General features: G+C 65.9%; 16 protein-coding genes and 1 pseudogene. 2 read left to right on the top strand and 15 right to left on the bottom strand.

The features are described 5' to 3' along the window. Window positions 1-15: 15 nt before the first annotated feature. The gene (locus SSKA14_RS12615) at window positions 16-1,104 is read right to left on the bottom strand and encodes a crosslink repair DNA glycosylase YcaQ family protein (RefSeq protein ID WP_008268157.1); all 1,089 of its coding nucleotides are present in this window, start codon (window positions 1,102-1,104) and stop codon (window positions 16-18) included. 77 nt (window positions 1,105-1,181) lie between these two features. Beyond that, window positions 1,182-1,766, bottom strand: a complete 585-nt coding sequence (locus SSKA14_RS12610) for a TetR/AcrR family transcriptional regulator (protein WP_008266356.1) — start codon at window positions 1,764-1,766, stop codon at window positions 1,182-1,184. A gap of 240 nt (window positions 1,767-2,006) precedes the next feature. Between SSKA14_RS12610 and SSKA14_RS12605 the strand changes: the two genes are divergently transcribed. Continuing rightward, window positions 2,007-4,205, top strand: coding sequence for a TonB-dependent siderophore receptor (locus SSKA14_RS12605; RefSeq protein ID WP_040007652.1), 2,199 nt, complete (start codon window positions 2,007-2,009; stop codon window positions 4,203-4,205). A gap of 58 nt (window positions 4,206-4,263) precedes the next feature. Here SSKA14_RS12605 and SSKA14_RS12600 read toward each other — a convergent pair whose 3' ends face one another. The 10 genes from SSKA14_RS12600 to SSKA14_RS12555 form a co-directional block, all read right to left on the bottom strand. Beyond that, window positions 4,264-4,854 (bottom strand): outer membrane beta-barrel protein, encoded by a 591-nt coding sequence (locus SSKA14_RS12600; RefSeq protein ID WP_040007651.1) that lies wholly within the window; start codon window positions 4,852-4,854, stop codon window positions 4,264-4,266. Between the two features lie 159 nt (window positions 4,855-5,013). After that, window positions 5,014-5,379 (bottom strand): hypothetical protein, encoded by a 366-nt coding sequence (locus SSKA14_RS12595; protein ID WP_008265921.1) that lies wholly within the window; start codon window positions 5,377-5,379, stop codon window positions 5,014-5,016. A gap of 483 nt (window positions 5,380-5,862) precedes the next feature. Next, window positions 5,863-6,837, bottom strand: a complete 975-nt coding sequence (locus SSKA14_RS23410) for a fimbrial protein (protein WP_157635940.1) — start codon at window positions 6,835-6,837, stop codon at window positions 5,863-5,865. A gap of 64 nt (window positions 6,838-6,901) precedes the next feature. Beyond that, entirely contained in the window at window positions 6,902-7,621 is a 720-nt protein-coding gene (locus SSKA14_RS12585) for a molecular chaperone (protein WP_050413374.1), read from the bottom strand. 184 nt (window positions 7,622-7,805) lie between these two features. Next, window positions 7,806-8,774, bottom strand: a complete 969-nt coding sequence (locus SSKA14_RS12580) for a fimbrial protein (RefSeq protein WP_040007647.1) — start codon at window positions 8,772-8,774, stop codon at window positions 7,806-7,808. Window positions 8,775-8,815: 41 nt separating this feature from the next. Then, the gene (locus tag SSKA14_RS12575; RefSeq protein WP_008267692.1) at window positions 8,816-11,401 is read right to left on the bottom strand and encodes a fimbria/pilus outer membrane usher protein; all 2,586 of its coding nucleotides are present in this window, start codon (window positions 11,399-11,401) and stop codon (window positions 8,816-8,818) included. 84 nt (window positions 11,402-11,485) lie between these two features. Further along, window positions 11,486-12,211 (bottom strand): fimbria/pilus periplasmic chaperone, encoded by a 726-nt coding sequence (locus SSKA14_RS12570; RefSeq protein WP_008267061.1) that lies wholly within the window; start codon window positions 12,209-12,211, stop codon window positions 11,486-11,488. Between the two features lie 55 nt (window positions 12,212-12,266). Then, entirely contained in the window at window positions 12,267-12,785 is a 519-nt protein-coding gene (locus tag SSKA14_RS12565; protein ID WP_040007645.1) for a fimbrial protein, read from the bottom strand. Between the two features lie 424 nt (window positions 12,786-13,209). Continuing rightward, window positions 13,210-13,509 carry a hypothetical protein gene (locus tag SSKA14_RS12560; protein ID WP_232281393.1) on the bottom strand — a complete coding sequence of 100 codons (300 nt, stop codon included), beginning with the start codon at window positions 13,507-13,509 and terminating at the stop codon, window positions 13,210-13,212. Continuing rightward, window positions 13,496-14,173, bottom strand: a complete 678-nt coding sequence (locus SSKA14_RS12555; RefSeq protein WP_008265155.1) for a response regulator — start codon at window positions 14,171-14,173, stop codon at window positions 13,496-13,498. Before SSKA14_RS12555 ends, SSKA14_RS12560 begins: the two co-directional genes overlap by 14 nt. 56 nt (window positions 14,174-14,229) lie before the next feature. Between SSKA14_RS12555 and SSKA14_RS12550 the strand changes: the two genes are divergently transcribed. After that, window positions 14,230-14,874: a response regulator transcription factor gene (locus SSKA14_RS12550; protein ID WP_040007641.1), complete on the top strand. Its 645-nt coding sequence runs from the start codon at window positions 14,230-14,232 to the stop codon at window positions 14,872-14,874. Between the two features lie 26 nt (window positions 14,875-14,900). On the opposite strand, the gene SSKA14_RS24125 is transcribed toward SSKA14_RS12550, so the two are convergent. The 3 genes and pseudogenes from SSKA14_RS24125 to SSKA14_RS12535 form a co-directional block, all read right to left on the bottom strand. Then, the gene (locus tag SSKA14_RS24125; RefSeq protein ID WP_232281392.1) at window positions 14,901-15,695 is read right to left on the bottom strand and encodes a response regulator; all 795 of its coding nucleotides are present in this window, start codon (window positions 15,693-15,695) and stop codon (window positions 14,901-14,903) included. A gap of 370 nt (window positions 15,696-16,065) precedes the next feature. Continuing rightward, a pseudogene (locus tag SSKA14_RS24120) lies at window positions 16,066-16,665 on the bottom strand (ATP-binding protein); the annotation flags it as partial. A 1,676-nt stretch (window positions 16,666-18,341) separates the two neighbouring features. Further along, window positions 18,342-21,023 (bottom strand): ATP-binding protein, encoded by a 2,682-nt coding sequence (locus tag SSKA14_RS12535; RefSeq protein ID WP_008265818.1) that lies wholly within the window; start codon window positions 21,021-21,023, stop codon window positions 18,342-18,344. Window positions 21,024-21,028 lie beyond the last annotated feature (5 nt).

Here is a 21,028-nt window from a genome sequence, read left to right as displayed (position 1 = left end):
ACGAATGCCCGGACGCTACAGGAACGCAGCCATGCGCTGCAGCTCATCGTCCAGCGCGCCCCGAAACACCTTGTCGCGGGCCAGCGACCTGCCGGCATAGCCCACGCTCGATGCCAGTTCACCGTCGCGTACGCTGAGATTGGCCCAGCCCACCACCTGGTCATGCCACAGCACCGGCAGTGCGTAGTAGCCATACTGGCGCTTCGGCGCAGGCGTATAGGCTTCGAACTTGTAGACCCACTGCCACAGCAGCTCGAAGCGGCGGCGGTCCCACACTACCGGGTCGAACGGCGCCAGCAGGCGCACCTGGTCGTCCGGCGCATGCCGGCGCGAGCGCGGATTCTCATCTGCCGGCCAGTACCAGGTGGTGCCCTCCAGCGTGCAGCTGGCCAACTGCTGCCTGGCCAGCGCCAAAGCCTTGCGGGTCTGCTCGGCCAGATGCGGTGCGCCATAGCCCAGCAGGCGCACCAGGTAGGTCAGGCTGGCCGAAGGCAACGGCGCGTACTTGCGTACCACCAGATCGATCAGGGCGGCAGCGCGTTCGATCTGCGCCTGTTCGCTGGCATCGGCTTCGGCGTGGTCGGCCACCGCATAGATGCGCGTGCCGCTGTCACGCCGCTGCACGCGCAGCAGGCCGCGGTAGTGCATGCCATCGAGCAGATGGGTGCTGGCATTGCTGGTGCCGCCCCAGTAGTTGGTCACCCGGCCGTGCGCGAAGGCCTGGTCGACCTCACGCGGATGCACGCTGCCGCGCTCGCGCACGAAGGCCAGCACGTCCGCCGCGCGGCGCTGGGTTTCGGCGTCCCATGCGCGCCTGGACACGCGGGGATGCATCAGCGCCAGGTGCTCGCGCGGCAGGAAGCCATAGTTCACCAGGCAATCCTCTTCCACCGGCAGGCGCGCATAGCGCCGCTCCAGATCCCCTGCGCGATAGTCCTTCACCCGATGGCGCAGGGTCAGATCCTGCGCGCGTGCCGGCGCACGGATCGGGTCGGCCTGCACGAATCCCAGGCGGCGGATCGCGCTCAGCAGCGTGGTGGGTTTGAACAGCGTACGCGCCACCGCGTAGCGGCGCAGATCATCGAGGGTGGGCGTGGCAGGCATGGTCGCATTGTAGATCCCCGCCATGCGTGGATGGGGCCGTGGCGAACCGTGCAATGGCGTCCACGCATGACTCGGATCTAGCGAAGCTGCAGCACTTCCAGCGAACCGATCACCAGCGCACGCATGCCCTGCTTGAACTCGGTGATCACCTGCCCCTCTTCGTCATCGGCAATCGCGTAGATCGTGTCGGCACCGGCAATGCAGTAGAACGCGATGGTGGCCAGCAGCCAGCGCGCCTTGTCCAGCGGCAGGCCGAATACTTCGGCCACATGCGCCTGGTGCGAGGCGATCTTGTCCAGCATCGGCGCGGTCGCCACCGAGCGCCGCAGCAGGTACGGCGGCAGCCCGGGGTGCGCCTTCACCACCTCGCACAGCGACGCCACGAAACCCATCAGATAGGCCTCCAGCCCGCCCGGCGCGTCGGCCGAGGCGCGCGGAATCTGCCAGCGCTGGAACACGGTATCGGCCACCAGCCGCTTCAGCGCTTCCAGGTTGGCGACGCGCTTGTAGAGCGCGGCCTGGCTCACCGCCAGTTCGGCGGCCACGTTGGCCATGGTCAGGTTCGGCAGGCCCAGCTTGATGCCGATGTCGGCCAGGCGATCGGGGGTGATGGTCGGCGGGCGGCCACGGGCCGGCGCCGGGATCTCGGTGTGCATGTTCATACCGTAGTGAGCGTGCCAGCAAATGGACCCTCTTGTCCGCACCCAGCAAATTAGTTTACTTTACTCAACTAATTCGGAATGCGTCTGGTTCGCAATCACGACGCACGCCGGAATCGAGCCCGTCGCTCACTTCCCGCCAGGTCCCCACCCAGCCGACAACCCTGCGCTGCGCCCTCTCCCCGTGCTTGCCGATGGCAGCGCGCCAGGCGCGTTCGCACCTGCGATTCACAGGAATCTGGCATGACCGTGCAGTTCGTTCGCTCTTCGATCCTTCGTCCGGCCCGGGGTTGTTCCCGCGTGCCGATGCATCCGCTGGGCGCGGCCCGGCGCTACCGGGTGTCGGCGCTGGCGCTGGGCCTGCTGGCCTCGTTCGCTGCGCTGGCCGACTCGGCGCCGTCCACCCTGCCGTCGGTGCAGGTGCAGGAGCAGCGCCGGGTGACCGGCGATTATGCCGGCGGCCAGGTCGCCTCCGGCAACCGCGTCGGCCTGCTCGGCGACAAGGACTTCATGGACACGCCGTTCAGCACCGTCAGTTATACCGAGGCCTTCATCCGCGACCGCCAGGCCAGGGACCTGAGCGACGTCATCGCGGCGACCGACCCCACGGTGTTCAGCAACGGTGTGACCGGTTCGTGGAGCGAGAACTATTCGATCCGCGGTTTTGCCTCCAGCATCAGCGACACCACCTTCAACGGGCTCAGCGGCATGGCGCCGTACTATCGCACCTCGCCGGAGATGTTCGAGCGCATCGAGGTGCTGAAGGGCCCATCCGCATTGCTCAACGGCATGCCGCCGGGCGGTTCGGTCGGTGGCAGCGTCAATCTGGTGCCCAAGCGCGCGGGCGAGCAGCCGCTGCTGCGGGTCAGCGCCAACTTCGCCTCCGATGCGCAGTTCGGTACGCACGTCGATCTCGGCCGCCGGCTGGGCGCCGACAAGCAGTTCGGCATCCGCTTCAACGGTGCTTACCGTGATGGCGATGGCGCCGTGGGCAAGCAGAGCAAGGAGGTGCAGCTGGGCGCGCTGGCACTGGACTGGCGCGGCGAGCGCGCGCGCCTCTCCGCCGATCTGTACAGCGCCGACGACCGCGTCGATGGCCCGGCCCGTGGTGTTGGCCTGGCGCCGGGTGTGGCCATTCCGCGGCCGCCGCGCGGCGATACCCTGATCAACCCGGACTGGGCCTACGTCGACAGCCGTGACAAGGGCGCGATGCTGCGCGGCGAGCTGGACATCAACGACAACCTGATGGCCTACCTGGCCTATGGCACCAGCAAGACCGACTACCGCTACAACGGTTCGATCAGCGCGCAGGTGCTGAACCCGGCCGGCGACTTCATCACGGTGATCGGCCAACTCGCGTTCGATATCAAGAAACAGTCCGGTGATGCCGGCCTGCGCGGCCGCTTCCACACCGGCAGCGTCGGCCACCAGTGGGCTGCCAACGTGACCCACTACCAGCACACCCAGAACGACTACGGCCGCCGCAGCGTGCCTGGCTGGGACTGGACCACCAACCTGTACCACCCGGTGTGGGGCCCGGCGGCGCCGTTCGTGGCACCGCACATCTCGCATACCGAGCTGAAGCTGGACAGCATCGGCTTCGCCGATACGCTGTCCTTCGCCGATGACCGCGTGCAGCTGACCGTGGGCGTGCGCCGCCAGCAGGTGCTGAGCGAAACCTTCAGCGTGGCCACCGGCGCGCGCACCTCGCGCTACGACGAGAGTGCCACCACCCCGGCCTTCGCACTGCTGTTGAAGGCCACCGACACGGTTTCGCTCTACACCAACTACATCGAGGGCCTGAGCCAGGGCGCCACCGCGCCGATGACCGCCGCCAATGCCGGCGATGTGTTCGCGCCGTTCCGCACCAAGCAGAAAGAGCTGGGCCTGAAGCTGGACCTCGGCCGCTTCGCGCACACCTTTGCCGTGTATGAGATCAAGCGACCGAGCAGCTACACCGACCCGGTCACGAATATCTTCTCGTTCGGTGGCGAGCAGCGGAACCGGGGCGTGGAATGGGGCTTCTTCGGCGCACCGCTGGATGGCCTGCGCCTGATGGGTGGCGTGGCCTACGTGCAGCCCACGCTGACCCGCACCGCAGGCGGCGTGAATGAAGGCCGCATCGCTACTGCGGTGGCACAGCGCCAGGCCAAGCTGGGCGTGGAATGGGATGTGCCGGCGCTGGAGGGCTTGACCCTGACCGGCAATGCCACTGCGATGTCGAAGCAGTACATCAGTGCCGACAACCTCCTGTCGGTGCCGGGGCGTACGTTGTTCGACGTGGGGGCGCGCTACAGCACCACGCTGGCCGGCCGCCCGCTGGCATTGCGGGCCAGCGTGAACAACGTGACCAACAAGGCGTACTGGGGCATGCCGTTGTTGTCGAGCCTGGCGTTGGGCGCGCCGAGAACGGTGCTGTTGTCGGCGACGATGGATTTCTGAAAGGCATCCACGCATGGCGTGGATTTACGGTGGAGCCGAGCATGGCTCGGCTCTACCCTCAGAACTGGTACTGCAGGCCCAGCGTGGCTGACCCCAGGCTCAGGTCGCCGCGAACCGGCCCGGCGTGGTAACTGCCCTGCGACAAACTGTCGATATCCAGGCGGACCGCCATGGCATTGGTGATGCGGTAGCGCGCGCCCAGCCCCAGGCCCAGATGCATGTGATTCATCGCTACCGTGTACGGCTTCTGCACACCCTCGCTCCAGCGATTGCGCTCGATGCCGGCCGACAGCTTGCCGAACAGTTCGAACGAATCGCCCAGCGGCACGATGCCCAGTACCGAACCCTGGGTGCCGTAGCTGCGCACGCCACCCAGGCTGCCGAGGTTCACCTTTCCCAGCGTGGTGTGCGCGTTGGCCTCTACCGCCACGTGGCGGCTCCAGCGGTAGCCGATGCCAGCGCGCACGCTGGGCGCGGTGCCATTGCGCTCTACGCGCGCACCGGCCGCGGACACCTCGGCTTCGACGGTGGCCACCCCCAGGCTCCCGAATCGGTACAACCCTTGATGATCGGTCGCACTGGCGATGGCCGGCATACCGGTTGCGGCCAGGAGGACAAGGGTGGAAATCAGCGGGTTCGTACTGCTCATCGGGTGCGGCACTCTTGCGGGAAAGTGCCACTGTCGGCGGTGAGCGCGGTCGAAGGCGTCGGACGATGACGAATCATGGGGCCGGCAAGAGCATCCACGCGTGGCGTGGATCTACTGCAGAGTCGAGCATGGCTCGACTTTGCAGAGGGGCCTGCTGCGCTAGCCGGGCTGCAGGCGCACGATGGCGTAGTTGGTCAGTGCCAAGGCGGCCAGCTTCAGGCCTTCCATCACGCGGTCGCCCACGTAGTGTTCCGGGCCGCCGTTCTGGCGGGCGCGCTCGGCCGCCAGCAGCAGCTCCTGCACGATGCGCAGGCCGCCCAGGGCACCGTCAGTGTCGGCCAGCGCCAGACGACGGCCGGGCAGCTGATGGCGTTCGGGCCAGGGCTGGCCGTCGGCGGCGGCGCCGCAGCCGATCTGGTCCAGCAGCACGATCAGGTTGAAAGGGTCTGGCGGTGCGGCGCTCTCGTCTTCGGCATTGGCCGGGGCGTAGTGCGCGCGCAGCTTGGGTACATCCGATGCGTTCATGGCAGGTCTCCGTGCAAGGCAAACGGCACCACCGCCCTTAACAATGAAGGCGGCGGACGGTACGTGTGTGGAAACCGGTAGTTGTGTGTCACGACCCGGTGGGTGTGCCTGCGCACACCCCACGCACCGCCCGCCATGGAACGCGGACGGAATGCCAGCCGACGCCGCACGAGGCGACGCCGGCTGGCAAGCGCAAACAACACACAACTAGCGGGTTTCCACACCCGGCCACCCTTTTTCGGTGGCACTCCATCATGTGCATGCCCGGGTGGCTGAAGCCAAGCATCCGGTGCATCAGGAGAGTGAGCTCACGCAGCGCGGGCATTGTCGCATATCGACAATGTGGCTGTAGATTCAGGCGCTTACCGTGACCTTCGGGACAGAGGCGACAACGCCGCTTGCAGGGGCATTTGTTCGATCGGATACATCATTCGAGTCAGGTAGTGAGTTGATGGCGACACCTTCGTGTCGCCTTGCAGGAATTCAGTAGTAGTCCAGCCGGATCTTCAGACTGCCGTTCGCATCGCCAGCCGTCACCTCGCCCGTGCGCACATAGCGCACCGACATGCGTTCGGTCACATTCCGGGTTCCCAGGCGATAGGGGCTGTTGAACTTTACTGGCGTTCCCTCACTGCTGCCGTTCACCCCCCGGCGCACTTCCAGCCCAATACCCTTGGCGCCACCGGTCACTGCAAATGTCCCTGCATTGGCATCGATGATGCCGTCGGCGCTGTAGCGCACCTCCGCCGAACTCACGCTGTCGTTGCAGCTGTAGCCCCAGCTGAAACCGTGCGCAGGCCCCCTGTCGCCCACATTGCGCAACTGCGAGGTGTGCAGCCGCCCCAGATCCACAGATCGTGGGTATGAGGTAATGCTGCAGCTTGGTGGCGGAGGCGGAACGTACGGGTTCAGCATGTCGATGGTTGCCGTGACCAGCGCGCTTCCGCTCCCATCATGCGAACCCGTATAGCCGAAGATCGCTCCACCTTGCAGCACTCCGCCCCCAGGCGCTTCAGTCAGCGCGATATAGCGATACTGCACCTCGATGGCCAGGCGCCCCGTTCCAGTGGGAACGGGAAAACGGATACCCGAGCTGAGTGAAGTGATGTCCAGAAATGGCTTATCACCAATCGCCACGCGATACTGCACGCCTGCCCAGTGCAGATTGGTGGCGAAGGTCGTGTACCCATCATCGCTTCCCACCTCAGTCAGATAGGTGTCAACGAGGACATCGACGTTCTGGCCATCGCTGCACCCACTGAAAAGTGTATGAACGCGTCCGTTGGCATCAGTCTGCCATTCTGTCAAAGGCTGATTGCGGCCCTTGAAAACATACTCGGGCGTCACTCGGCCAATAGACAGGCCCGTGCCGGCCCGGCACGCCAATGCGCTGCAATGCGCCCCCAGCAACAGTAGAAGTACCACCAACTTCCACAACCGCAGAACGGACACGGACATCGACCCTGGCCCCAGCACTTGGCTTGTTCACAAGGCTTCTAGCACTTCCTGTGCATCCGGGCAATCAAGGCCCCAGGGGTAGCTCGGTTTCCTGCTCCTTCCCGGCGTCGTTTACCCACACCATCTTCACCTGCTGGGCGACCGAAGGCTTGAACCCCGAAGGCACCTGCACCTTCAGCGTATCGTGAGGGCGCAGCATACCGGCCGAAGGCGAAAGATCGATCACATCTGCGCCCACCTGCAGCCGCACGATGCTCACGTGAAACGCGCTGGCATTGCGGGCCTCCAGATGGCTGACCTCGGGCTGCTGGACCCACCGCCAACTGACGCCACCCGCCGCGGCCTCGGCACTGCCGGGTAGACTCGCCGGCCGCCAGAACAGCTTGATGCGCTGGCGGATGGTGGCCTGCAATTGGTTCTCACCCTGGCCCTTCTGTGGTGCGCCCAGTATGTTCAGCCATACCACCGATTCACGATCGGACGGCAGCCCCTGCGTGCCGATCACCCTGACCACAATATCGCGGTTGGCACCAGCCTCCAAACGCTGTAGTGGCTGGCTGACCATGAAGGGCACCTTCACACTTTCCGGCGCCGCGTCCGCATCCCCCTGGTCGAACCAGGTCTGCACCAGCAGCGGGCCGTCCTCTGAATTCCAGACCCGCAAGGTGGACTGACTCTGCGGGGCTGTCATGATCATCCGCGTGTATTGCAGGGTCAGGCCAGCGTGGGCCGGGGCGGCGGCCAGCATTGCGCTGCCTAGCAGCAGGGGAAACATGATCCTCATGGCGGTGTTCCTGGCCCAATGGTTGCGGAGACATGGCAATGCACAGGTGGGAGAATATCAGCCTTGGGCGAACGACCCCACAGGGCATCCGCATGCATGCGCGCTTCCTTGTCGAACCGGACGCCGGCAGCGCGGCGCGACTCACTGAATCTGCACGCTGCCCAGCGCTATTCCATCACTTGCTTCAATAGTATTCCAGTTTGATCTTCAGCGTTCCGTCGGCGACGCCGGCATTGAGCGGATCTGCTGTGCGGATATAGCGCACGGACATCTGCTCTGTCGCGCCCGCCCTGCCCGGACGAATCTGCGTGCCGAACTTCACTGGCGTTCCGGCATTGGTCGATGTCACGTTGCGGCGAACCTCCATGATCACCCCCCCGGCGCCACCTCGTGGCTTGATCGTTCCTTTGTCCGCCTCGTAGATGTTGTCTGCATCGTAGGTGACCCAGGCATCGGACACTTCAGCGTTGCAGCCGTAGCTCCAGAGAAAGCGCACCGGCGTTGTTGCGTCGCCCTCCTTGCGAAGACGCGTAGCGTGCGCACTGCCCAGCGACACGCTTCGCGGATAGCTGGTGACGCTGCAGCTGGGCGGCGGTGGTGGCACGTACTGGTACAGCTGAATGACCTGAACATTTGCCTGCCCTGTACCGGTTGCGCCATTTGATCCGACGTAGGTGATCGGCACGTGCGGCGACAGAAGAACACCGGTCGGCAGTTGATCCGCGAGCTGCACATATCTCACGTTCAAGGCCATTCCAATGTAAGGGCGCTGGGAAGAAGCGGTGACATTGGCCACAAAGCCCGCAGGATCCAGATCCTCCTGCACGCCCGCCAGTGTGTAGCGATACTGAATGCCAAATCGCCAATCATCCGTCTCATAGGTCGTATAGCCGCCATGCGTGCCGACCGGAACAGCATTCACGGTACCTGTCAGAGTGACTTCTACATTCGGCACGCAAGCGGTCATTACCTCAAGGCTTCCCATGGTGGCCCAACTCGTAATGATCTTCCCTGGCGCGCCGGCATCATAGGTAAGATCAGAAGAGGGCCAGTAAGTGACGGGATTCGCGGTGCAAGCCGAAGCCGCGAATGACACCAGCGGCGACAGCACGAGGGCCAGAGCAAACTGTTTGTGAAAGATGGCAGGAGTCATTTCATTGAATTCCAGTAGGTGAGATCGAGCATTTTTCATGCTCAAGGACCATGCGCGGGCTTCGCTGCACCGCCGGCGAGCACGCGCTCGCTCGGCAGCCCCTCCGCGCAATGCACCTTCAGCAGGCCGTCCTGCGTGTCACTGTTCAGGTCATACAGGATGCGACATTCGTTGCCCTCCGCATCCAGCTTCGCCAGCAGGTGCCCGCTTTCGTCGATGCCACGCACCCACAGGCGATTGCCCTGCCCGACCACGCCCACCACTTCGCCCGTGAGCGTGGTGACATCGGCACCGAAGGGCAGCGGCGCAGCATCTGGACGCTGAACTTCCAGCAGCGCGCTGCGGCCATTCACGGTTGGAACGGTGGCCAGCACCACTGCGCCTGCCGTCGGCACCACATTGACCGAGCCGGACTTCAGCTCGATATCCATCGGCAGGCCCGTCGGATCGACCGCCACTTCATTGCGGCGATAGGCGTTCACATAGGGAACCACCGCGAACCCGCGCTTGTTGGTCTTCACACCACGCAGGTGTGAGATTCCCGCTCCTGGCGCTTCAGGCACGTGCACCAGCGCCACGGTCTCACCCAGCGACTGCGAAAGCACCAGGCCGCCGCCATGCACAATCACCCCGCCACTTGCATTGGCACTGAGCTGGCGGCTGCCACCCCCCTGGTTGAAAGACGCGCCCAAGCTGGCCACGGAAGTTTCGTAGTTCACACCTGCGCCCAGCTCCCGCCGGCCATGCCCTTGGCTGACGTAGGCGTTGTACTGGCCCTGGTGGCCTTCACTGAACTGACCACTGATGCCCGCGCGGTACTGCTGATCGTTGCCATCGCCGCTCACATTGGCGCTCAAGCGCGGGCTGCGCGGCGCGCTGCCCAGCGGCATGCTGATGCTGAGATAGGCGCCCGTGCTCTGGCGCTGGCCGCGCTCGAACAACGACGACTCCAAGGTACGGCGGGCACTGATGCTGTACGACGCCGAGCGCCACTGGCCCGAATAGCCTACCGAGAAGTTGGTGGTACGGCGGCCCTGGCTCCAGTAGTCCACCGTGCTGGCGTTGCCGAACAGCGAGCCTTTGGGCAGCCGATGCGACAAGGTCAGATCCAAGCGGCTGCGCTGGCGGCCAAATGTGGTATCGCCGCCGCCATTTCCCAGCTGCTCCTGAAGACGCGCCGCATCACGCAGGGACAGGAAGCCCTCCGTTGAATAGCGGTAGGCCGCCAGAGAAAAGCTGGTAGCGGTATTGAAGCTGCGGCTGTAGGTCAGGCGATAGGACTGACCACGCGCGCGGCTGCCGACACCCGGCAACTCGCCCGGAAGACGCGCATCCGAGAAGGTGACGTCACCCGAGAAGGCACCGAAGCGCGTGTTGACGGCTGCGCCCAGAAGCGCGGCGGTGTAGTCCTCCGCAACGATGCCACCGCCGTACAACGTCACCTGGCTGCTGACACCGCGACGCAACGTCGCCTCCGCGAAGCGCGGGGCGTCGCTCAGCGAGTTGTCACGCAACGTACCCACGGTCAGGCTGTTGCGCTGCTGGCCCTGTCGCAGCAGCTTCGGAACGGCGGCGTACGGCACGATGAAACGCTCGACGCGGCCATCCGCCTCGATGATTTCGACTTCCAGATCGCCGCTGCTGGAGGTGTTGCGCAGATCGTCGATCTCGAACGGACCCGGCGCGACATTGGTTTCGTGGATCACGTAGCCGCGCTGGCTGACCGTCACGCGTGCGTTGGTCTGGGCCACGCCGCGCACTACCGGCGCATAGCTGCCCATCACCTCCGGCAGCATGCGCGGATCGGACTGCAGGCTGACGCCGGTAAAATTGACCCCGTCGAACAGATCGCCCGCGGTCGCGGCTTCGCCCACGGTCAGCTGCGAGTTCAGGCTGCGGATTTCGCGCTGCGCGTAGCTGCGCGATGCCTGGTAGTGGCTGCCGCCGCTGCCGCCCTGGCTGAAGTAGCCGTCGTGACGCACCCGCCATGCACCCAGATTGAGGCCGGCATTGATCGACGCAGAGGTGCTCTGCTGATGCTGCCCGCGACCCTGGTAGCGGCTGTGGCTGACGTGGTAGTTCAACAGACCCGCATTGACGCCCTTGTCCCACGACGCGGGATCCACCCAGCCATCGCGCGTGCGGACCAGGTACAGCTGCGGAACGGAGACCTCCAGGATCTGCTCACCGGCGTCGAAGCTCATGCTCGCCTCCGGAACATATCGGCTGATCGGCAGGCAGCTACGCTGCTCGGGCAGCGGCAGCAGTTCACCCTCGATCGCATCGGCACGGGCCACATCGAGCTTGCCGGCATCGAGGCCAACAAGATCAAACAGGCCGGGCTCAACGCAGGGCCGAACCTGACCGTGTTCATCGAGCGCAAGCTCGATGTCCAGACGGCCGACCAGGCTGCCATTGAGCAGGATTTCTGCGCTGTACGTGCCCGGCTGGGCGCTGGTCAGGTCGAATCGATTGGGGTCTAGCAGGCCACTGCCAGCACCGTGCAGAAGGCCCATGTCGAACTCGACGTTCGGTGCCGCCAGCGCGGCCATCGGCACCAGGGCAATGAGCATCGCCGCGCTGAGGCGGTGACGACGAAGCTTCAGTGATGAATGATGGCGATGCATGGCGGTTACCCGAAAGTTGGACAAAGGATCCCCGTCGTCCCTTTCGGGGCGTTGGAGACATCACACTGATTGCTGTTGGATGGGTCAGCGCTGCTCTAGCGCTGCTTCGATCCGAGTAAGCCCACCGTGGTCATTGATGATTTCGACTTTCAGCGGCCCGGTAGGCTTGGGTGCTCCATCCGGAAGCGGATGACGCGTGGTCGAGAGCGGTGCGGAGATGATCGACCGCACCCGGGTTCCCCCCACCTCAACCGAACTGATGTTGATGTAGTAAGGCGAATCGTTGACCGTGACCAGCGCCCAGCGTCCGTTCTCCTGGCTCGCGTGCCAGCGCAGGCTGGACGCTGCCTTGATCATGCCCTGGCCATTGAGCCCCTTCGGCCGGTGAATCAGCTTCAGGCGGCTCTGCACGGTGGTCTTCAGCCTGTTCCCTTCCTGCCCTGTGCCCTGCGCGTTCGCCGAGACCTCCAGTGCGTTGAAGAAAAAAAGGCTCTCGCGATCCATCGGCAGCTGCTGGCCGGCGTGCAGGATGCGGACTACCTGAGACTTGTGCCCGTCGATGCGGAACATCGGGGGACGGATGACAAAGGGAGCCTGTGCCGTTGCCGGCATCGAGCGACGATCACCGTCATCGATCCAGGTCTGCACCAGCGAGGGCGTGTCTGCCGTGTTGTTCAAACGCACGCTGACTTCGCGCTGGCCGGCCGGAAAGATGATCCGCGACCCTTCGATCACAACGCTTGCGCTTGCCGGGAACACGCTCGCTGCCAGCACGGCAGCACAGAGAACAGTGGGGCGAAGGAAGCTCATGACGGGATCTCCTGGGAGAGAGGACCGGCACCGCGATGCCGGTCCAGATTCAAACTCAGTTGTAGGCCACAACAATCGGAAGCACAGCCGAGAAGTCACCGGCTTCGATGTCGGCGCCGTCCTTCTCGTAGCGTGCGGTCAGGTCGATGGTGTACTTGCCCGAATTGTCGCCAGCGTCGTCCAGCGTATCGGTCTCGAGGTTCAGGACCTTGCCGTTGTGAGTGATGGCCAGCAGCGCATTCTCGGCGCCGTCCACCGCGGTGTTGGTCAGCTTGCCGCCCTTGTGCGCGGCCGGCAGGAAGGTGATTTCAACACCCGAGGTCGGGCAGGTGCTGCCGATAGCGCCCAACTTCAGCTGGAAGTTCGTGGAGCGGGTGCTTTCGTTGGTGCCGTTGGCGTTATTGGCGGTGATCGTGCGCAGATTGACAGTCGTGTCGGTACCCGTACCTACGGAGATCGAGCAGGTCGCGTCGTTGATGACACCCTTGAATTCAATGTTGGCGTCAGCGGCATTGGCCGAAGCAGCGAGGCCCAGCGACAGCGCAGCGGACAGGGCGATGAGAGTCTTGTTCATGTGGATGAGTTCCATTGATGTGGTTGTTGGTTGCCCTTCAAGCGCGCTTGCGCCGGGCTTGAGCGAAGAGGGCGTCCCCTTCGAGATCAAATGCTACGGAGAGTCCGAATTGCCAGGCATAGGACGACGACTAAATACGTTTATGGCTTGTTTGCCCCGCTGGGCTGGGTAGGACGTCACAGGATTGAACGTGCATCGCATGGCGATGGACGCTGGGACGCTCGCCCGCTAGCGTCGCGCTTGACCGGTGGCCCAGGTCAGCGATGGGCCCGCCGTAGGCACGGCGTCTGCCGAGGATGCGCACAGGCGTTGAAAGCACGCTTGCTGCCGGTGCGGCCATCGGGCTGGGAGCAAGCAGGGCTGTGGAATGGGCGCCCCTCAGCATCACCTACGATGCCGTGCCGGGGCGCCCCTGACTGTCTGACTAGTTCGAATTTTTCACGTCATCTTCACGCGCCGCATCCTGCTGCGCCTGCCAACGCTGGCGCAGCTGCCGGCGTTGCGCCGGGGATGCATACAGATAGGCGTTGAGCAGTTCGGTAAACCGCCGTTGCGCGTGGGGCGTGAGTTGCGAGAAACGGCACATCAAGGCTGCGATGCGTGCATCGAGCGAGCTTGGCACGGCGACTCCTGGGCATGGGTCAATAGGCCCTTCCACCGTATCTGCCGTGTCACACCATTCCATCGGACGATGTCCGATTGCTGCTGGATCAGTCGTCGTCATCGTGATCGACCCGATGCGCGCGCATCGCCTGCGATGCCGACACCATGCCGGTCTGTACGGCGTACTCGAAGATCTCCGCCGGGCGCTGCATGCCCAGCTTGCGCATGGCCGAATGCTTCTGCGTGCTGATGGTCTGCCGGCTGCGCTGCAGCTGCGCGGCGATCTCGGTCTGGCTGAGGCCTTCGGCGATCAAGCGCAGCACCTCGGCTTCGCGCTTGGTCAAGTGGGCCTCACCTCCCTCCGGTCGGCTGGCCAGCTGGCGCTCGACGTCGGCTGACAGATAGCCTTCGCCCTTGCGTGCGGCGCGGATGGCGCTGGCCAGTTCGCTGATGGGGTCTGCCTTGGCGACGATGCAGGCGACACCGGCCTTACGGATGCTGGCCAGCACCTGGGTTCCGCCGACACCGGTGAGCACCACCAGTGGGATTCCGGCAAAGCGGCGGCGCAGGAAACCCAGCAATGCGACGCCGTCGCCGTACTTGCCGCCGGGCATCGAAAAGTCGGTGACCGCGACGTCGACCGGCAACTTGCTCATGGCGTCAACCAATGACGTAGAATCCTCGGCGCCAGCCACCACCGTGATACCCGGCTCGTTGCCGAGTGCTTCGCGCACACCGGCCAGAATGACGGGATGGTCATCGGCGATGACGATGCGGATGTTCATGCTGCTTTCTCCTGGAAATGGTTCGCACCCTTGATGACGACCGGACGCCCGACCCCATGACCCAGCTGTCCATCCGTGTTGCGGTTGCCGACGATCACCCGGTGATACGGCTGGGCGTGCAGAGCGTGCTGGACGAAGCGCCGGCGCTGCACTGCATCGGCGCGGCGCAGGATTCGACCGAGCTGGTGGCGCTGCTGCAGCGCGAGCCCTGCGATGTGCTGGTCACCGACTATGCGATGCCGGGCGGCGCGCATGGCGATGGGCTGGCGCTGCTGGATTACCTGGGCGCGCACTTCCCGCAGCTGCGTATCGTGGTGATGACCGGGCTGGACCAGCCGTCGCTGCTCAACCGGCTGGATGCGCACGGCGTGCATGGCATCGTCAGCAAGGGCGATGATCTGCAGCATGTGCAGTCGGCGGTGATGGCGGCCTATGCCAACCGCCGCTTTCTCTCGCCCAGCGTGGCCGAAATACTGGACCGTCGCGAGCAGCGCCGCGCCACCGCCTTGTCGCCGCGCGAGCAGGAGGTGGTTGAACTGTTCATTGCCGGCCTGAGCGTGGCCGAGATTGCCAGGAAGCTGGACCGCAAGAAGCAGACCGTCAGCACGCAGAAGAACAACGCCATGCGCAAGCTGGGCATCGAGCGCGACGCCGAACTGCTGACCTTCGCTGCCGACCTGGGGCTGAAGCCGCACGGCTGAAGGCAGTTCCCCTGTAAGCCGCGTGCTCACGACGGCTGCTCCAGATCACGCCGGTAGTCATCCAGCCGTGCCTGCAGCGCCGCCTGCAGCGCGTCGAGGGCTTCTTCGTCCACCGGCATCGCATCGCGCAGGTCGCGCTCGATGGCGCCGCACTGCTCGGCCAGGGACCGCTCACCCAGCATCTGCAATGCGCCCTTGAAGGCATGAACGCGCTCCAGCAGGTAGCTGGCATTGCCCTGTGCGCGGGCGTCGGCGATGGACTGCAGATCCTTGTCGCCGGTGTCGACGAAGATCCTGCGGATCGCCGCCGAGACTGTTCGCGGCACCGGTTGGGTGGGCGGCGTGCGTTCAACCTTGCCGGATGACGATTCCCAGCGCGCCAACCCTGCCTCCAGGCGTTCCAGGTTGAGCGGCTTCAGCAGCAGATCATCGATGCCGGCCGCCAGGCAACGCTCGCGCTCACTGGCCAGTGCGGTAGCGGTGATGGCTACGATGGGCAGCGACTGGCCACGCTTGCGCAGCTCGCGCGCCAGCGCATAGCCATCCATCACCGGCATGTTGATGTCGGTCAGTACCGCGCGATAGCGTCCGTCCTGCCACTGAGCCAGGGCTTCCTCGCCGTTCTCGGCGGTGTCCACCGCAAAGCCGATCTCTTCCAGCTGCTGCTGGATCAGCTCGCGGTTCACCGCGTTGTCTTCCACCAGCAACACACGCCCGCGGGCCGCGCTGGCCGCCGGCACCGGCGCGGGGGGGGGCGGCAGGCGCGCGGCCGTCCACGCCTTCGCCGGGCCCCAGTGCCTCAAGCACGGCCTCGCTGGCATAGCTGCTGACCTCGATGCGGTCGCCACGCGTTTCCGCGCTGAGCGGGCCCTGCGCATGGGCATGCACGGTGCGCGTGTAGCCCTGCATCAGCTGCTGCTCTTCGTCGATGCTCCATGCGCGGTGGTCGCCCACGATCAGCAACGCGTCGCCGCCCTCGTCGTCGTTCTGCGGGCGGTCGAGCACCGTGGCGGTCGCGCCCCACGCGACCAGCAGGCGCTCCATCTCGGTGCGCCATTCCGGCGTGCTCGACAGCACCGTCACCCGCCGGCCGCGCAGCGGCTGCGGGGGCGGTGGCTGCAATGCCTGCACCTGCATCGGCAGCAGCAGGGTGAAGCTGCTGCCAACCCCTTCGGTGCTTTCCACCGACACTTGCCCGCCCATGGCCTGGGCGATCTGCAGGCACAGTGCCAGGCCAAGCCCGCTGCCGCCGTAACGGCGCGAAACACTCGCGTCGGCCTGCTGGAACGGCTGGAACAGCTGCGCGGTCTGTTCCGGGCTCATGCCGATGCCGGAGTCGATGACCTGCACGCGCAGTTGCGCTCCCTGCCCTGCTGCGCGGTGTAACTCTGCCCGCAGCAGGATGCGCCCGGACTCGGTGAACTTGACCGCGTTGCCCACCAGGTTGGTGAGGATCTGGCGGATGCGATGGGCATCGCCCACGCAGCGCTGGTCGGCCGCCGCGTCCACGGTGAAGTACAGGCGTACGCCCTTGCGCAGGGCGTCGGGCGCGAACAGCAGCGCCACGCCTTCGATCAGCGGGCGCAACGCGAAGGGCACGGGCTCCACGTCCAGCTGGCCGGCCTCGATCTTGGAGAAATCCAGCACGTCACTGATGATGCGCATCAGCGCGTCGGCCGAGAAGCGGATGCGGTCCAAGCGCTCGCGCTGCCCCGGTTGCAGCGGCGAACGGGCCAGCAGCTCCAGATGGCCCAGCACGCCGTTGAGTGGCGTGCGGATCTCATGGCTCATGGTGGCCACGAAGGCGGACTTGGCCCGGTTGGCCGCCTCGGCGGACTGGCGTGCGGCTTCGGAATCCTCGCGTGCACGGCGCAGGTTGTCTTCCAGTTCCACCTGGGCGGTGACGTCGCGCAGTGCGCAGACCCACACCGGCTGTTCGTAATAGGTGGCCTGCGCCATGCTGATCTGCAGCTGGGTGGCGGTGCCCGATTCGGCGGGCGACCACTGCAGTTCCAGCACTTCATCGATGCTGGCATTGCGGCCCAGTTCGGCAAGGCGCGCATACAGCGGCGGCAGCGTGGCGTCCTCGCCGGCCTCGTGTACGGTCTCGACCAGCTGGCGTGCCGTGTCGTTCTGCAGCAGCGGCTCGCCGTTGCTGCGCGACAGCAGCGCCAGGCCGATCGGCGCGGTACCGATGATGACCCGGCTCAGCGCCTCACTCTCGTACACCCGCGACGCATCGGCCAGCGCCGGGGTGAATACACGCCGGTCGATGCGCTGCAGCAGCCACCACAGCAGCCCGATGATCAGCAGTGCGCTGAGCGCGCGCGCCAGCAGGTACGGCCCCTGGCTGCGCCAGACGTCGGACCAGTCGTAGACGTGGCCGAGCGTCCAGTCCACGCCCGGCAGCCTGCATGCCACCACGAACCGCCCCTGGCTGTACCGCCGCAACGGCTGTGCACCCGCGCGCCCTCCGTTGCCTGGGGGCAGTGTCATCAGCAGGCTCTGTTCCCGGCTGGTCAGGCCACCGGTACTGAGCACGACCTGCCGGTCTGCAGTGGTGACCAGGTAGCGGCCCTGCTCACGCGCCTCCAGCTGGGCCTTGATGGTGCCGATCGATTCGAACACCACACGCCGGAAATAGGGCGTGGTGCCTTCGGCCAGGGTGACCATGCCGACCAGCGACGGCTGGCCGGTGAACGGGTTGATGCCATAGCGCGACAGCAGGCGCCCCTCGCGTGCGGCCTCGCGGATCGGGCCGGGCCGCGGCGGCACCTGGCGGACCTGTGCTTCTTCGTGCAGCAGCCGTGCAAAGGCCTGCTGGCGGGTGGCCACGCCCAGGGTCTGCAAGAGCTGGGCTTCGTCACCGATGTTGGACACTGCCAGCAGCCGCCCCTGCGGCTCGTAGGCATAGACCAGCAGCGGCCCGGAGGCATTCTGCGACGTGATCGAATCGGCGGTGTAGGCCGAGTAGATGTCCACCATGCCCAGGTAGGCGGCCAGCTCCTGTTCCGGCAACGGATTGTTCTTCAGCCCCAGCACCAGCCACGGCACCGCAGTGCGTCCTTCGGCGCGGACCAGCACTTCTTCGCCCTGTGCGTGGAAGCGTCCGGCCAGCGCAGCGCCGGTGGCAATCAACCCCGGGCGCTGGTCGCGCCACAGCACGTCATTGCCGTTGATGGAGGTGGCGTAGGCACGATCACGCTGCAGCAGGTAGTACTCGACCGCCGCACGGGCCTCGTTGAACGAGTGCCGCTCGCGGGCATGGAACTCTTCGACATCGGCGATGGAACTGACGATGGCGGTCAGCAGCACCAGCACGGTGATCAGCGCCCCGCCCCCGAACAGCAGCCGGCGGCGCAGCTGGCGCAGGTCGTCCAGGCGCGTGGCGGCCGAGCGCCTGCCGGGGCCATGCACTGCATCTGAGCCTGCCATGACCGTGATCCTGAGGTGAGTGCCCATGCAATTTATCCGATTGCAGCACGGGCTGTCAGGCTGGGCGCTGGCCCCGGCAGGGCCTGCTGCACGGCCTGGTACAGCGCATTACTGGCGTAGCAGGACACCATGGCTGTCTGCCCGTCCCAGCGCGCCCGCACCGGCCCATCGCGGCTGACCAGCACGCGCGGAATGCCGCGCTCGGCGATGCGCAGCAGCTGGTCCGGCGCCGGCTCGAACAGAACGACGGCGGCCAGGTCGGCAACGGGCGGGGCGCCGTGCTCCAACGGGTTGAGGAACTGCACCTGTGCGCCCCAGTCCTGCAGCCGGCGCCCGAGTTCGTCACGCCATGGCCCGGCCGAGGCCAGCAGGCCGATCGAGTGGCCCTGCAGGGGCACGGCCGGGCGCACGCTGGGTGTGCCCAGCAGCGGCGCCTCGACGATGAAGCGACTGCCGACCCCCTGCGTGCTTTCCACCCAGATGCGACCGCCCATGCACTCACACAGCTGCTGGCACAGCGCCAGGCCCAACCCGGACCCGCCGAAACGCTGCAGGATGCTGGCATCGGCCTGCACGAAAGGCTGGAACAGGCGCGCGCATTCGTCGGCACTGAGGCCAATGCCGGAGTCGGTCACTTCCAGGCGCAGATGGCTGCCGCTCTCGCCACGCAGGCAGGACACGCGCAGCTGCACCCGCCCCGAGGCGGTGAACTTCAGTGCATTGCTGGCCAGGTTGCGCAGCACCCGCTCGATCGTGCCCATCAGCGCGACCACCGCGGTCGGTACACCCGGGTCCACCACGCAATCCAGCTGCAGCCCCTTGGCCTGCGCCACCGGGGCATACAGCAGGGCCACGCGTTCAAGCATCGCCACCGGCGAGAAGCGCTCGGGATGCAGCGTCCACTGCCCCGACTCGATGCGCGACAGGTCCAGCACGTCGGTGATGACATCCATGAGCGCATCGGCCGACTGGCGCAGGCGCAGCACCCGTTCACTGGCCTCGGCCGGCAGCGGTGCGCGGCCCAGCAGTTCCAGATGACCGATGATGCCGTGCAGCGGCGTGCGCAGTTCGTGGCTCATTGCCGCCACGAAATTCGACTTGGCATGGCTGCCGGCCTCGGCCTCGGCCCAACGCCCCTGCTCGTGCTGGACTGCACGCACATGGTCGCTGATGTCTTCCACGATCAGCAGCACGCTGCCCGGCCAGCTTCCATTGCCGCAGTACAGATGCGTGCGGTGGTACAGGCGCTGGCCGTGGTCGAGCACGCGCGGCAGATCGTCGCTGAGGGTCACCGGGCCATTGCCGAGGTCAGCCGTGGTGACTGCTGCACGCAGCTGCCGGATCAAGCGCGCCCCGGTGGCCCGGTCCATGTCCTGCAACGGGCCATTCCAGTCCTGGATGTCGCCGGTGGCCGCGTCCATCAATGCCACGCCCACCGGAACATGTTCCAGCAACAAACGCAGGCGCCGATCACGGGCATAGATGGCCTTCACCTGGCGCAGCGCCGGCGAGTACATGCGCCGGTGCAGCCACAGCAACAGCCCCCACAGCAGCACCAGCCCGCCCAGCAGCATCGCCGCACTGCTCAGCAGCATCGGGGTGATGCTGCGCAGGATGTCGGCCCAACAGTAGGTTTCCACCAGCGTCCACGGCGTGCCGTCCACCGCCAGTGCAAGGGTGAAGCGGCCATTGTGGTAACGCGCACGGGTGGCATCGCCGAGCAGGATCCAGTCGCGATCCACGCCGGGACCATGGCGTGCCGCCGCCGGCTGGTTGGCGCTCAACAGGCGCAGGCCGTCACGATCAAGCAGCGAAAGATAGCCCTGACTGTTGCGGGCCAGCAGAGTCTGCAGGCCGGCAACCGGCTCATAGGCGACGAAGGTGGCGAACGGGCGACCGGCCTCGCTGGCCTGGAACACTGAAACCAGCGATGCCTCGCCACTGATCGGATGACGGCCGAAGGACCGCCGCGGCTGATTGCTGCTGGCGACGCTTTCCAGCAACGGCATCTGGTCGACGCTGGACGCGGGTGCCAGCAGGTGCGCTGGCGCCCGCAGATGTTCAAACACCTCGGCACGCGAGGTGACCGCCAGTGCCTCGCGCAGGCTGCGCTCGGTCAGGCCCTTGTCCAGCGACAGATACTGGCCGCTGGGGTCGAAAAAGTACGACACGCTGGCCGGTTCGCCGTCGTTCGGCGTGCTGGTCAGCCGCTGGATCAGCGACACCGCCGCACTCAGCTCCAGGTAGCGTTCCAGCGTTCGCGGCGCCCACGCGGCAGTGGCCAGGCCCAGTGCCATCTGCGGCTTGCTGCCGTCGTCGGCCACCACCACCAGGCGCTGGTCGCCCTGCAGGTAGGCGGCGCGCAGCGCCTCCGGGCTGTACTGGCCCAGCTGGATGTTCCGGCCCCAGGCGTACTCGGCCATGTTGGCCAGCCGTGCATAGCTGGCGTCCTGCCGGCCCAGCTGGATCTGCAGCGCATTGTGGGCGCGGCGGAATTCGGCGATGCGGCGTGCTTCATAACTGTTCACCTGCACCACGATGAGGGTGACCAGCACGCTGATCGACAACAGGCTGAGCACTGCGCCACAGGCCAGCATCAGGCGCCGCGGATAGCGCTTGAGCGCCAGCAGCTCGCCTGCAGCAGCCGCGCCCGCCTTGGTGCGGGTACGCAGACGGCGCAAGGTATCTGCAATGGAAGGAGGGGTGGACGTCATGGCGG

The organism is Stenotrophomonas sp. SKA14 (assembly GCF_000158575.1).
In the GTDB taxonomy this organism is placed as follows: domain Bacteria; phylum Pseudomonadota; class Gammaproteobacteria; order Xanthomonadales; family Xanthomonadaceae; genus Stenotrophomonas; species Stenotrophomonas forensis.
The sequence above is the reverse complement of the archived record's forward strand: the minus strand, read 5'-3'. Positions and strand labels throughout refer to the sequence as shown.